General features: G+C 55.1%; 12 protein-coding genes. 10 read left to right on the top strand and 2 right to left on the bottom strand.

The window, feature by feature from the left end; translation table 11 throughout:
* Positions 1-132: 132 nt before the first annotated feature.
* From ACR0LF_RS05925 to ACR0LF_RS05900, 6 genes are read left to right on the top strand one after another with little or no spacing between them, the layout of a single operon-like run.
* Positions 133-1,794: a Na/Pi cotransporter family protein gene (locus ACR0LF_RS05925; protein WP_480580274.1), complete on the top strand. Its 1,662-nt coding sequence runs from the start codon at positions 133-135 to the stop codon at positions 1,792-1,794.
* The gene (locus tag ACR0LF_RS05920; protein WP_480580273.1) at positions 1,791-2,255 is read left to right on the top strand and encodes an NUDIX hydrolase; all 465 of its coding nucleotides are present in this window, start codon (positions 1,791-1,793) and stop codon (positions 2,253-2,255) included. Before ACR0LF_RS05925 ends, ACR0LF_RS05920 begins: the two co-directional genes overlap by 4 nt.
* Before the next feature lie 59 nt (positions 2,256-2,314).
* Entirely contained in the window at positions 2,315-3,340 is a 1,026-nt protein-coding gene (locus ACR0LF_RS05915; RefSeq protein ID WP_480580270.1) for an ABC transporter substrate-binding protein, read from the top strand.
* Positions 3,341-5,557 carry an ABC transporter permease gene (locus tag ACR0LF_RS05910; RefSeq protein ID WP_480580267.1) on the top strand — a complete coding sequence of 739 codons (2,217 nt, stop codon included), beginning with the start codon at positions 3,341-3,343 and terminating at the stop codon, positions 5,555-5,557.
* A complete protein-coding gene (locus ACR0LF_RS05905) occupies positions 5,554-6,624 on the top strand; it encodes an ABC transporter ATP-binding protein (RefSeq protein ID WP_480580264.1) in 1,071 nt (356 codons plus the stop codon). Before ACR0LF_RS05910 ends, ACR0LF_RS05905 begins: the two co-directional genes overlap by 4 nt.
* A complete protein-coding gene (locus ACR0LF_RS05900) occupies positions 6,625-7,191 on the top strand; it encodes a histidine phosphatase family protein (protein WP_480580261.1) in 567 nt (188 codons plus the stop codon).
* A gap of 3 nt (positions 7,192-7,194) precedes the next feature.
* Here the strand turns inward: ACR0LF_RS05900 and ACR0LF_RS05895 are convergent, their stop codons facing one another.
* Together ACR0LF_RS05895 and ACR0LF_RS05890 are read right to left on the bottom strand one after the other, a co-directional pair.
* Complete coding sequence (locus ACR0LF_RS05895; RefSeq protein WP_480580258.1) at positions 7,195-7,986, bottom strand: inositol monophosphatase family protein; 792 nt, start codon at positions 7,984-7,986, stop codon at positions 7,195-7,197.
* Between the two features lie 222 nt (positions 7,987-8,208).
* Positions 8,209-9,120, bottom strand: a complete 912-nt coding sequence (locus tag ACR0LF_RS05890; protein WP_480627518.1) for a LysR family transcriptional regulator — start codon at positions 9,118-9,120, stop codon at positions 8,209-8,211.
* A 107-nt stretch (positions 9,121-9,227) separates the two neighbouring features.
* Here ACR0LF_RS05890 and ACR0LF_RS05885 point away from each other — a divergent pair, with 107 nt between their 5' ends.
* From ACR0LF_RS05885 to ACR0LF_RS05870, 4 genes are all read left to right on the top strand, one after another.
* Positions 9,228-10,004, top strand: coding sequence for a CmcJ/NvfI family oxidoreductase (locus ACR0LF_RS05885; protein ID WP_480580252.1), 777 nt, complete (start codon positions 9,228-9,230; stop codon positions 10,002-10,004).
* A 13-nt stretch (positions 10,005-10,017) separates the two neighbouring features.
* Positions 10,018-10,983, top strand: coding sequence for an LLM class oxidoreductase (locus tag ACR0LF_RS05880; protein ID WP_480580249.1), 966 nt, complete (start codon positions 10,018-10,020; stop codon positions 10,981-10,983).
* 12 nt (positions 10,984-10,995) lie between these two features.
* Positions 10,996-11,784 carry an SDR family NAD(P)-dependent oxidoreductase gene (locus ACR0LF_RS05875; protein WP_480580246.1) on the top strand — a complete coding sequence of 263 codons (789 nt, stop codon included), beginning with the start codon at positions 10,996-10,998 and terminating at the stop codon, positions 11,782-11,784.
* Between the two features lie 92 nt (positions 11,785-11,876).
* Positions 11,877-12,722, top strand: coding sequence for an enoyl-CoA hydratase/isomerase family protein (locus ACR0LF_RS05870; RefSeq protein ID WP_480580244.1), 846 nt, complete (start codon positions 11,877-11,879; stop codon positions 12,720-12,722).
* The last annotated feature ends 45 nt before the right edge of the window (positions 12,723-12,767 follow it).

Raw genomic sequence — 12,767 nt, 5'->3', positions numbered from 1 at the left:
TGGTCTTTCGGGCGTTTGGCAACATTTTTTGTTGCATAACCCACGTTTCACTGTGAGAATTCTGAAAATAACAAAAAATACAAGGCGCAGATCGAAATTGCATCGAACTGAAAAACACTGGAAGACGAGCAGATGATATTGATTGCCGGGCACCTTGCGGCGGCGGTCGCACTGCTTTTGTGGTCCGTTCGGTTGATCCGAACAGGGGTTGAGCGCGCATTTATGCCCGAACTGAAGCGCGGCCTGAAAAACTTATCTGATAACACGGTCTCTGCGGCTGCGGGTGGCTGTCTTGCTGCGATGTTTATGCAAAGCTCAACGGCGGTTGCACTGATAGGGGCCGGATTTGCGGTCTCTGGTATGCTTGCTCCTCATTCGGCGCTGGCATTGCTTTTGGGCGCCGATCTGGGATCGGCGATAATGGCGATGCTGCTGCTGCTGCCAGTGCAGGCTATAGTTCCTTTTGTTCTGTTGTTCGGTGTTGCAACCTTCTTCAAGGCGCGCAATCGCAAGGCAAAACAGGTTGGCCGTATCATGATCGGTTTTGCGCTTGTCCTGATCTCACTTGGCATGATTCGACAGGCCACTGCACCCATCGGTAGCAACGCGATCATCCAATCGATCGCGGCATATTTTCAGGGTGATCTGATCAGTGCCTATGTACTCGGCGCGCTTTTAGCTTGGGCAATGCACTCTAGCCTGGCGGCTGTTTTGACCTTTGCAACATTTGCCGCGACCGGGCTAATAGCAGTCCCGGTGGCCGCCGCTTTGGTAATTGGGGCAAATTTGGGTGGCGCCGTCATTCCGTTTGCTCTGCTATGGTCAGGTGAGCGTCCTGCCCGCTTGGTGGTCTTGGGGAACCTTGCCGCACGGGGTAGCCTCACACTTGTGGCGCTGTCACTTCTGATCATGGGTTTCATTCCCTTTCACCTCATTGGTCTTAGCGCCGGCCAGCAGACTGTCGCGCTTCACATCGCGCTTAACGTGTTGCTTCTAATTGTGGCTCTTCCGCTTGTCGGGTTGCTGACGCGCACGGCGGAACAGGTCGTGCCCCGACATCCTGACAGCGAGACCGATAGTGTCAGCCCACTGGATCCCGCAGCGTTGGACCATCCTCCGCTCGCCCTGGCCTGCGCGCAACGGGAACTGCTGCGAATGTCTGAAACGGTCCAGGCCATTCTTGTACCTGTCATGAATCTGTTCCGCATTTGGGACCCAGAAATTGCGCGCAAGATTGAGCGGCGTGAAGATGAAATCGACAGGATGCATTTCGAGCTTAAGATTTACGTGTCGCGATTGCGAGAAACCGCCATCCTGCCGTCTCAGGAGAAGAAGACACTGGAAATCGTTGCCATCGCCAACAGTCTGGAAGAGGCCGCAGACCGGATCGCGGTAAACCTGGTGTCTCTGGCCCAAAAAATGTCGGTCGAAGCTCTTACATTTTCAGATCAGGGCGTTGCCGATATCGAGCATTTTCACGACCAGATCGTCACCAACGGACAATTGGCGCTCAGCGTTCTGACCACAGGGGACGCCGAAGCGGCCCGTCAACTTGTGGCAGAAAAGGACCGCATTCGGATCGAAGAACACAGGCTGCAAGAACGTCACCTCAAACGCCTTCAGCAGGGTGCGCCGGCAAGCATTGAGACGACGAACATTCATCAGGAAACCTTGCGCCTTCTCAAGCAGATCAACGCGGCCCTGACTTATGTCGCCTATCCCATCGCCCAAGAGACCGGAGATCTTCTGGATAGCCGTCTTGCCCGGCCCCGAAGAATTGGCGGCGCGGCATGAGCGAAAAGCAAATCGCCGAACAGATCGCTGCGCTTCCATTGCGCTGGGACAAGGCCAATAAGCTTCGCGTCCTCATGGTTACTTCGCGTGATAGGGGGCGGTGGGTCTTACCCAAAGGCTGGTTGATGGATGGTAAGAAACCTTGGCACGCCGCTGAAATCGAAGCTTTGGAGGAAGCCGGTGCTGTAGGCTCAATCTCAGACCGACCAATTGGACATTTTCACTACAACAAACGGTACGAACACAAAGATGACGTTTGTTGCAGAGTGACCATTTATCCCATGGTTGTCGTGAAATTGAAGCGCCGCTGGAAGGAAAGCGGTGAACGCAAGCGCCACTGGTTTTCGCCTGCAAAAGTGGCAAAACTTGTTGAAGAGGAAGAGCTGTCCCAGTTTCTGAAGGACCTTTCAGTCAATTCGGAAAAACTGGCAGCGATAGAGAAGCTGCGGAAAGCCGCATGAGGACGGGCATAGAAGAACCGGGAAATCCGGACGTATTGGAGCCTAAGGGAGGAAGGACAATGAAGAAATCGACCGCCACCGCATTGGGATCGCTGATTGCGTTTGCTGCATCTTTGTCAGCTGCGCAGGCTGACAAGCTGACCCTCTATTGTTCGGCGCAGGAAGACTGGTGCCAGCTTCTGGCACGCAGCTTTGAGGACGCGACCGGTATTGATGTCAACATGACCCGAAAGTCGTCGGGCGAAACCTATGCCCAAATCCGGGCAGAAAGTTCAAATCCAAAAGGAGACGTCTGGTGGGGCGGTACGGGTGACCCGCATTTGCAGGCCGCTGAAGAAGGACTGACAATGGAATATTTGTCGCCAATGCGCGACCAGCTTCACGATTGGGCGATTGCTCAGGCTGAAAGCGCGGGCAACAAAACGATTGGTATTTATTCAGGCGCGCTTGGGTATGGCTACAACTCTGACCTTGTCGCCGCGAATAATCTGCCCGAACCGGCCTGCTGGAAAGACTTGTTGAAGCCCGAATACAAAGGGCACGTTCAGATGGCAAACCCGAACTCGTCAGGCACGGCCTATACAACATTGGCCTCAATGGTGCAGATCTTCGGAGAGGATGAAGGCTTTGAGTTCATGAAAGGTCTGCATTCGAACATCAACCAGTACACCAAGTCAGGCTCGGCACCGATCAAGGCCGCCGGACGTGGCGAGAACACCATTGGTATCGTCTTCATGCATGACGCTGTGAAGCAGGCCGTTTCAGGATTCCCGATCAAGGTCGTCGCACCCTGCGAGGGCACGGGATACGAAATTGGCTCGATGTCGATTATTGACGGAGCCCGCAACGAAGAAGAGGCGAAAAAGTTCTATGACTGGGCCCTGTCGCCCGAAGCTCAGAACCTTGCCCTTCAAGTCAACGCGTTTCAGGTTCCATCGAACAAGAGCGCGGAAACTTCGGAAAGTGCGCCTGACATGAGTCAGATCAAGCTGATTGACTATGACTTCAAAAAGTACGGCTCCTCAGACGAACGGAAGCGTCTGTTGCAGAAATGGGATGAAGAGGTTTCGACTCTGCCGCAGTAAATGGCCTCCCAGACCTCAAAAACGACCCATCCGGTCCTGATCTTCTGGATTCTTGCCGGGTGGGTCGGATTCTGCCTGCTGCCATGGTACATGGTTGACGGCGGCCTTTGGTCGTTCGAATGGCTTATGGACGGCTACCCATTCGATCAGGATTATGCCCCTGCAATGTTTCTCATTGGACAAGGCGAGAAACTTTGGCTCGCACCGCTCCTGATCGCTCTCGCTCTGCCGCTTCTGGTGCTGAAGCGCACCAAATCTGACCCGCTTTACGCCCGCATTCTGATCCTTTCCGGTGCGCTCGGCTTCGGCTGGTTGATCGCTCAAGGGTTCAGCATTGGTATCAGGGGCTTCAACTTCAATTGGTTGGAAGCGTTGTTTGGCGAACTTGGCGACCGTCAATTCGGAATGGGCTATGGTGCAATGATTTGCGCATCAAGTTTTCTGTTCCTGCTCACGCAAGGCATCGCGGCGAGGGGCGCAATTAATGGTGATGTCTTCGTCGTCAGTGCCATCGGCGGCGTTATTACAATTGTCACAGCGTTTGTCTTTTTTCCCATCGCCAAGATGCTTTTCGCTGCCTTCATCACTGAAGATGGCGCTTACTCTATCGCAGTATTCTTCTCGAAGTTTTTCGATGATCGACTGTGGGGGTTGGGGTGCTTTCGGGGTGCGCGCTGCGGCGCCGCCTGGAATTCGCTGTTTCTTGCCATCCTTGTTGGTGTCATCACCACGATTCTCGGTTTGTGTTTCGCGTTGGTCGTGACGCGCTCGGGCTTTCGCTATAAGCGCGCGCTGCGGGCCCTGACCGTTCTGCCAATAATCACTCCGCCATTCGTGATCGGCCTGGCGCTGATCCTGCTTTTTGGCTTGTCCGGATCGGTTACGCGGTTTTTTGCAGAGCTTTTCGGCACACAACCGACACGTTGGCTTTACGGAATGCCTGGCATCCTGATCGCGCAGACACTCGCCTTTACGCCAATTGCGTTTCTCGTTCTCATAGGGGTTGTCGAAGGTGTCTCTCCGTCGATGGAGGAAGCAGCTCAGACGCTCCGCGCCAGTAGATGGCAGACATTCAAGACAGTTTCTCTGCCTTTGATGCGGCCTGGTCTTGCGAATGCATTTCTTCTGGGCTTTATCGAAAGCATGGCCGACTTCGGGAACCCACTTGTGCTGGGTGGGAATTTCGACGTGCTGTCGACTGAGATATTCTTCGCGATTGTTGGCGCTCAATACGATCAAGGCAGGGCCGCGGTTCTGGCCATGGTGCTGCTGTTCTTTACCCTTTCGGCCTTTTATGCGCAGCGGGTCTGGCTGGGAAAGAAGAGCTACACAACGGTTACCGGCAAGGGCGATGCAGGGGTTCATCCGCTGATGCCAACTGGCCTTTCGGTTCCCGTGCTGCTCATCGCTCTGGGATGGGCGCTGTTCACAATTGTTGTCTATGTGATGATCGTCTACGGCAGCGTGGTCGAGCTGTGGGGCGTCGATAATTCGCTGACCATCAAGCACTATATCACCGCGTTCTCAGTGCGCTTTGAAGAAGAGGGCATCCGCTGGACCGGAGCCGCCTGGGACAGTTTCTGGACCACCATCACAATCGCGGCCATTGCAGCACCTTTGACTGCCGCCGTTGGTCTGGTGACCGCTTATCTGCTGACCAGGCAAAGTTTTGCAGGCAAGAACGCTTTCGAATTTGGAACAATGTTGTCCTTCGCTATCCCCGGAACAGTGATAGGCGTTAGCTACATTCTGGCCTTCAACGTTCCGCCAATCGAAATCACCGGCACGGGTGTTATTCTCGTTGTCAGCTTCATCTTCCGAAATATGCCGGTTGGTGTTCGCGCGGGCATCGCGAGCATGTCGCAGTTGGACCGCAGCCTTGATGAATCCTCGCTGACCCTTGGTGCAAATTCGTGGCAGACATTCCGGAATGTCATCCTGCCGCTGTTGCGCCCTGCGATACTTGCTGCGCTTGTGTACAGCTTTGTTCGCGCCATGACGGCGATCTCGGCCGTCATCTTTCTGGTTAGCGCGGAATACGACATGGCAACCAGCTACATCATCGGCCGGGTCGAGAATAACGACTATGGCCTTGCGATCGCCTATTCGACGACGCTGATATTTGTGATGCTCGCGGCGGTCGGCTTATTGCAACTTCTCGTCGGTCGGGTCCAGATTGGCCGACGTACGCAGCACGGAACGGAGAGATCGCCATGACCGACACCAAAATCGGTTCCAAGGCCGCCCCGGTACGCTTTGAGAACGTGTCGAAAGTTTTTGGCAAGGATGTTGTCGCTGTCGATAACATCAATCTTCAGGTAGACGCAGGAAAACTCGTCACGTTGCTTGGTCCGTCTGGCTGCGGAAAAACAACGACGCTACGCATGATTGCAGGGTTAGAGATGGCCAGTTCCGGAACAATCCTGATTGGCGACCGGGACGTGACCAAACTGCCGGCCACCGACCGCGACGTATCCATGGTGTTTCAGTCATACGCATTGTTCCCTCATATGACAGTGCTGGAGAATGTGATGTACGGTCTCACGTTTTCGGGCTTTGTGAAGGATGAAGCACGCAGTCGCGCGTTGTATGGCTTAGAGTTGGTTGGCCTCCAGGGGTTCGACAGCCGCCTTCCTTCAGAGCTATCCGGAGGCCAGCAACAGCGTGTCGCCGTTGCACGGGCGCTGGTTCTTGAACCGCAAGTTCTGCTGTTCGACGAGCCGCTATCCAACCTGGACGCCAAACTTCGCCGTCAGGTGCGTGAGGATATTCGAGCAATCCAGCAAGACCTTGGCCTAACAGTTGTTTACGTTACCCACGATCAGGAAGAGGCACTGGCGGTCTCGGATGAGATCGTCGTCATGCGCAACGCCGCTATTGCTCAGACGGGTACACCGCGCCAGCTATACGATGCCCCGAATGATCGGTTTGTTGCCGATTTCATAGGCGAGGCAAACCTTCTGAGCTGCCAAATCGTGGATACGGTTGGCGACATGGCAACCGTTGAAATCGAAGGTTATCGCCACACACTGCCACACCGAGGTTTGTCCAAAGGACCTGCAACCATCGCAGTGCGACCCTCACGCCTGGTAATCGGTTCCGATCGGGGCATACCAGCCACGGTTGCCAAATCGACCTATGTTGGCGTCCGGATGGAATATACCCTGACAGGTGAGTTTGGTCAGGTTTTTGCCGTCCACGATGATGTCGATACACCGCTGGAACCCGGCGCCCGGATCAAGATGGGTTTTACCGACAAAGGGCCGGTGCTTTTGCCCGACTAGATGCCAAACCTCCTGATCATCACACATCCCGAGGTCTCTGTTGATCCGGGCGTCCCGATCACAGATTGGGGCCTGAGTGCGACGGGCCGCAAGCGTGCGGCTATGTTTGCTTCTGGTGAAATCTTGTTGAGTGTCACGCAGATCTGGACCAGCGATGAGCGAAAGGCGCGCGAAACTGGTGAGATTTTTGCTGCAACACGATCTCTGCCCGTAAATACCCACTTGGGTCTTGGTGAGAATGACCGCAGCGCAACCGGGTATTTGCCTCGGGAAGATTTTGAGGCTGCGGCTGATGCTTTCTTTGCTCAACCGGAAATCAGCTATCGCGGTTGGGAAACAGCGATTGAGGCACAGATACGCATTCATCGGACAGTCACTGAGATTATCCAGATGCATGGCGCCGGGGATCTTGCAATCGTGACGCACGGAGCGGTCGGCACTTTGCTTTGGTGCGCCCTCTCGGGTTTTTCGATAGACCGCAAGCACGACCAACCCTCACAAGGCCATTTCTGGCAGGCAGATCTATCGACGCTCAAACCTCATTCAGACTGGGTTTCGATGGGATAGACGTTAAGCGTTCCAAGCGTTCTCTGCGATTTCAAGCAACGTCTCGAACACATCTGGAGTACCCGCGATTACGCGCCCACCTTCTCGGATCATTACATCGGCGTTCTGATCCTCAACGACGCCACCCGCTTCGGCGACCAGCAATTGCCCAGCCAAACAATCCCAGGCGTTCATGTGCTCTTCCACGTAACCCAGAAGTCGTCCGGCAGCGACGTAGGCCAATGAAAGCGCTCCGCTGGCGTTTCTGTGAAACATAGCCCCGTGTTCGATCAGGTTTTCGACAACGGGTAAAACATGGCGGATCTCGATCCGGTTCGAATATCCCACGGCGACTGTTCCGTCCCGCAACGCCACTCCTGACGCGACGCGCATTGGTGATCCGTTAAGTGTCGCAGCTTCTCCGCGCGTTGCCGCAAAGGTTTCACCCATGTTTGGATCGTGGATCACACCAACCGCCGTTTGTCCCCCGGTGACACCGGCCAGAACAATGGTCCATGCCGGAATGCCGTTGACGAAATTCGTTGTTCCATCAATTGGGTCGATGACCCAGTCAAAGCCGCTCTCTCCTGTTGTCGCGCCGTGCTCTTCACCAAAAATCCCATCATTGGGCCATGCCTCCGCGATTCTTTGACGAATGAAAGTTTCGACATTCCTGTCCGCCTCGCTGACCCAGTCCTGAGCGCCTTTTTGATCGACGATCAGGTTACTCCGGTCAGCGAAATACTTTTTGGCAATTACCCCAGCTTCCTCGCAAACTTCGATGGCAAAATCTCTGCGTTCTGAAAGTCGAGACATTGGTGCTCCTTTTTCGGATGGGGGTCACCGTGCAAGTTTGCAGGCTAAGCAAACGCTAGGCAATCAAAGAGGCATTTCGCTTACTTCCTGAAACTTTCTCAGTGTGGGGAACTTGGAGAAGCCAGAGATGGCGATCTCTTCCACATTCAGCTCCCAGGTGAATGGTTCGTTATCCGACCTTGACGATGGGATGCCTCAACCGACGTAGAATTTCTTTTTGGTTCACGTTTCCCAAGGCGGCTTTGCACCAATCTCCGCAATCAGAAAATCTATGAATACCCGTACTTTGGGGGATAGCACGTTGGATTTGGGATAGATCAGCCACAAGACATTGTCTTCCGCGGCTTCATATTCCGGTAGTACCCGTATCAAATGACCTGACTTCAGTTGATCATGCACACTCCACAGAGCGTTCAGGGAAATCCCGGCCCCGGCCAGCGTGGCGCGGACCTGGCTTTGACCGTCGTCGATAATCAATTGACCCTTAGCTGATGCAGGGTCGAAAACAGCTTTCTCGCCTGTCCGCCCTGTCAACGGGCGTGGTTGTCGATTTCGAAAGGCGATCAAGTGGTGGTTTGTGAGGTCGGCAGGGGTAGTGGGAATGCCGTGCATAGCGAGATAGTGCGGTGCGGCGCAGAGAATGCGTTGGTCATCGGCTAGTTTGCGACCTTTCAGGCTGGTGTCGACAAGTGGCGCGTTCCTGAGTGCAAGGTCATAGCTCCCGTCGATCAGGTCGAACTGCACATCCGACAGTCGCAAGTCGAGCGTCAGGTCGGGGTGCTGTTGAAGAAACTTAGGCAGGATCGGTACGATATAGAGTTGCGCAAAGGTGCTTGGCGCAGCGAAACGCAACGTGCCCTGGATGTTTGTCGTCTGCTTGCCCAAGGCTGCAAGTGCGGCTTCTTCCTGCGCGATAATCTCGCGGGCGAAGGGCAGGAAATCGGCACCTTCAACCGACAGCGACACTTTGCGCGTCGTGCGGTGCAGGAGTTCGGAACCCAGGCTCTGTTCCAATTTGGCAAGCTTTGCACTGGATACGGCCGGAGCCATGCCCATCGCGCGCCCCGCAGCGCTGATGTTCAGCAATTCCGCTGCCCTTACAAACAATCGAAGCGCGTCTGTATCTAGGCCCATTATATCCAAAACCAGAATTATCAATCCGCATCCAGGCTGTTTATCCGCATTTCATTTGAAGTTAAATCCCCTTCATGAACACAACAGAACACGGGAAGGAGGCGCGAATGACACGGACAGCCACAGTCAACTACCACGTCCACAAGCCCTATCGGCAAGCCTTTGAACTTGATGCAGGTGGGATTGCAGGCAATCTGATTTCTCCCGAATTGGTCCCTTCTTCCATTGCGTTGGCGGACAATCGCGCGGCGAGCACGTCGGTCAATTTTGCATCTGATGCAGTTGCATTCATATCGCTGAAAACGCTGGTCCGGGACTTTGCAGGCGATGCCTGGAAACAGACATATGACGCGGAACTGACGTCGATGCTTAGGAACAAGCTGGGTGCGCGAGAGGTTGTGATCTTTGATCACACGGTTCGGACAGACGAGCCCGATGCAACGCGCAAACCTGCGCGCAACGTCCACAGCGACTACAGCATGGACGGAGCCAAGCAACGCCTTGTCGATCTGTTGGGGGCCGAGACCGCAGCTGAATGGGCGCAGGGTCACTATGCCTTTGTCAATGTCTGGCGCCCGATGGAGCATCCGATCAATTCAGCACCTTTGGGCTTTGTCCGCCCGTCGTCGGTTGACCCGTCCGACTGGATTCTGCTGGATCTGATCTATCCCGACCGCAAAGGACAAATCATGGGGCTGGTGGGAAACCCGGACCATGAATGGGTTTATCAGTCCAGGATGACGCCGGATGAGGTGGCGATCTTCAACATCTATGACAATCAAGGGCTGCCGTCGATCGCGCACAGTGCGCTCGATACGGTCGAGGATCCAAACGTTACGACCATTCGCAAGAGCATCGAGAGCCGCATATTGGTGCGTTATTGAGGGGCGTCAGAACATGTTGGATAATATGCAGCCTACAGAGTTTGCCCAGATCAACGTGACCTACAACCGGGTGTTTCGTCCGGGGCGGTTGAGCGTCGGCCTTGTCCTGCCGCTCGAAGCCTACGCCGTCGGTGCAGAGCCGACGCTGCAGGGGCATTTGAAAGCGGCACAGACAGCAGAGAAACTTGGGTTTGCAGCACTTTGGCTGCGCGACGTACCTTTCAATGTGCCAAGCTTCGGTGATGCTGGACAAATCTTTGACCCATTTGTCTACTTGGGTGCGCTTGCAACGGCGACGGACCGGATTGCGCTTGGAACGGCGAGCGTGATCCTGCCACTGCGCCACCCCGCCCATGTCGCCAAGGCCGCGGCATCAGCGGATGTGCTGTCGGGCGGGCGGTTGTTTTTGGGTGTTGCTTCCGGTGACCGACCTGAAGAATACCCGGCGATGAACCAGAGCTTTGACGACCGGGGTGCCCGCTTCCGCGACAGCGTGGAATACATCCGCGCGGTTCGATCAGCCTATCCCACACATGAAAGCGCGCAGGGCACACTGTCTGGCGGGATTGACTTATTGCCAAAACCGCACGGTACCCGGCTGCCGATGCTCATTACCGGTGGTAGCCAACAAACCCCCGATTGGGTGGCGCAGAACGGAGACGGTTGGATGACATATCCGCGCAACGCTGCGGCTCAGGGGCAGGTCATCGCGGATTACCGAAGACGCGTGAAGGCAGCGGGCCAGCCCGACAAACCTGTCATGCAATCGCTCTATGTCGATGTCGTTGCAGATTCCGCTGCACCTCCGCGCTCGATCCACCTTGGGTTTCAGTCCGGAACGGATTTCCTGTGCAGCTATCTGCGCGAGATTGAAAAACTCGGGGTCAATCATGTCGCGCTGAACCTGAGGTTCAATCAAGCACCTATCAACACCACCCTCGAACATCTGGCGGACGTTGTGCTGCCTGACTTTTCCTAAAGGATCAGATCAATGACCAAGACTATTCTTATCACGGGTTCAACCGACGGCATTGGTTTGCTTACGGCAAAGAAACTGACCGCCAAAGGACACCAAGTGCTGCTCCACGGACGAAGTGCATCCAAATTGGAAAGCGCAGCTGCCGAAGTCGGCAGTGATGTCGAAACCCATGATGCAGATCTGAGCGATCTGTCCGCGGTTCGAACGCTGGCCGAAAACATACGGGCCAAACATGACCGGTTGGATGTGCTGATCAACAATGCAGGTGTATTGAAAGCCCCGCAAACCATGCTTGAAAACGGGCAGGACATCCGCTTTGTCGTCAACACACTCGCACCATATCTGCTGACGGAATTGGTGCTGCCAATCATTCCCAGCGACGGGCGCGTCGTGAACCTTTCGTCGGCGGCGCAGGCCCCGGTCAATATCCAGGCCATGAAAGGCAATGTCCCACTGGCTGACATGGACGCCTATGCTCAAAGCAAGCTGGCGATCACCATCTGGACCCGGGAATGGGCGAAATCGCTATCCGATGCGCGGGTCATGGTTGCTGTAAATCCGGGCTCGCTTTTGGCTTCAAAGATGGTGAAAGAAGGCTTTGGCCTTGCTGGCAACGACATGAGTATCGGCGCTGATATCCTGATTGATGCAGCATTGGGTGAGCGGTTCGCTGACGCGTCTGGTGCCTATTTTGACAATGACAGCAGTGCCTTCGCAAATCCGCATGCCGCGGCGCTGGACAAAGATCACGCTGCCGATGTCATGAACGCCATCAAAGACTTGATCAGCCAGACGGGCTGATCAACCCGGCGCGAAAACGCCGAACACTTCCACCTTTAGCACTCCCTTACTCCTCACGCGTGCTGTGTCGAGGCCCAAGAAAGGACTGCCTGATGAAATACGAGAACTTTCAAACCTTTGACGTAACCGTTGAAAACGGCATCGCCACGGTCACCTTCAATTTTGGCTCTGTGAACGTGCAAGGCCAGGAAATGCTGGCCGATCTCAACAGCCTCGCCATGCGGCTGGAGCGCGACCGCGACACCAAGGTTGTGATCGTTCAATCCGCCAATCCGGAAATCTGGGTCTGCCACTACGACACCGAACTGCTCAAGGACATGTCGACTGAGGCGGTATCCCGCGAGGATGCACAGCTTTTGGATTTGCAGTCGGTTTGCGAGCGGATCAGCAAGGTGCCGCAGGCCACCATCGCAAAGCTGGAAGGGTTTGCGCGTGGCGGCGGGCACGAATTGGCGTTGGCGCTGGATATGCGCTTTGCAGCGCGTGGAAAGTACAAGTTCATGCAAATGGAGGTTGGAATGGGTATCCTGCCCTGCGGTGGTGGTGCCTCGCGCATGGCGCGTCAGACCGGCCTGGGCAAAGCGCTTGAGATCATCCTTAGCGCGCAAGACTATGACGCGGATGACGCAGAGCGTCTGGGCACCATCAACAAGGCGTTGGAACCGGATGAAATTGGCCCATATGTGACCGCGCTGGCCGAGCGGATCGCGAAATTCCCGTCCGAGTCTATCAACGCCTGCAAGCAGATGGTTTATGAATCCATCGACAAACCCATTGATAAGGCGCTGAAGGCCGAAGCCTATTGGCTTTATCAGGCCACCAGCAAGACCCCAGCGGTCAAACGTTTCTCTATCGCGGATGAACAAGGTCTGGAACACGACATCGAAAACCAGCGCAAATGGGGCGATCTGGTGATGCAGGTGCAGGACATCAACTAACCCCAACAAAAGGATCACGTCAGGGCGTCAGTCGTCGCGACACGC

The sequence above is a fragment of the Ruegeria sp. E8 genome (assembly GCF_056533985.1).
This window is presented reverse-complemented; position numbering and strand designations above follow the sequence as displayed.

What these genes read in the sequence shown, in the direction of transcription:
- ACR0LF_RS05925 (WP_480580274.1), top strand. Translation starts at nt 133, where the DNA reads ATGATATTGATTGCCGGGCACCTTGCGGCGGCGGTCGCACTGCTTTTG.
- ACR0LF_RS05920 (WP_480580273.1), top strand. Translation starts at nt 1,791, where the DNA reads ATGAGCGAAAAGCAAATCGCCGAACAGATCGCTGCGCTTCCATTGCGC.
- ACR0LF_RS05915 (WP_480580270.1), top strand. Translation starts at nt 2,315, where the DNA reads ATGAAGAAATCGACCGCCACCGCATTGGGATCGCTGATTGCGTTTGCT.
- ACR0LF_RS05910 (WP_480580267.1), top strand. Translation starts at nt 3,341, where the DNA reads ATGGCCTCCCAGACCTCAAAAACGACCCATCCGGTCCTGATCTTCTGG.
- ACR0LF_RS05905 (WP_480580264.1), top strand. Translation starts at nt 5,554, where the DNA reads ATGACCGACACCAAAATCGGTTCCAAGGCCGCCCCGGTACGCTTTGAG.
- ACR0LF_RS05900 (WP_480580261.1), top strand. Translation starts at nt 6,625, where the DNA reads ATGCCAAACCTCCTGATCATCACACATCCCGAGGTCTCTGTTGATCCG.
- ACR0LF_RS05895 (WP_480580258.1), bottom strand. Translation starts at nt 7,986, where the DNA reads ATGTCTCGACTTTCAGAACGCAGAGATTTTGCCATCGAAGTTTGCGAG.
- ACR0LF_RS05890 (WP_480627518.1), bottom strand. Translation starts at nt 9,120, where the DNA reads ATGGGCCTAGATACAGACGCGCTTCGATTGTTTGTAAGGGCAGCGGAA.
- ACR0LF_RS05885 (WP_480580252.1), top strand. Translation starts at nt 9,228, where the DNA reads ATGACACGGACAGCCACAGTCAACTACCACGTCCACAAGCCCTATCGG.
- ACR0LF_RS05880 (WP_480580249.1), top strand. Translation starts at nt 10,018, where the DNA reads ATGTTGGATAATATGCAGCCTACAGAGTTTGCCCAGATCAACGTGACC.
- ACR0LF_RS05875 (WP_480580246.1), top strand. Translation starts at nt 10,996, where the DNA reads ATGACCAAGACTATTCTTATCACGGGTTCAACCGACGGCATTGGTTTG.
- ACR0LF_RS05870 (WP_480580244.1), top strand. Translation starts at nt 11,877, where the DNA reads ATGAAATACGAGAACTTTCAAACCTTTGACGTAACCGTTGAAAACGGC.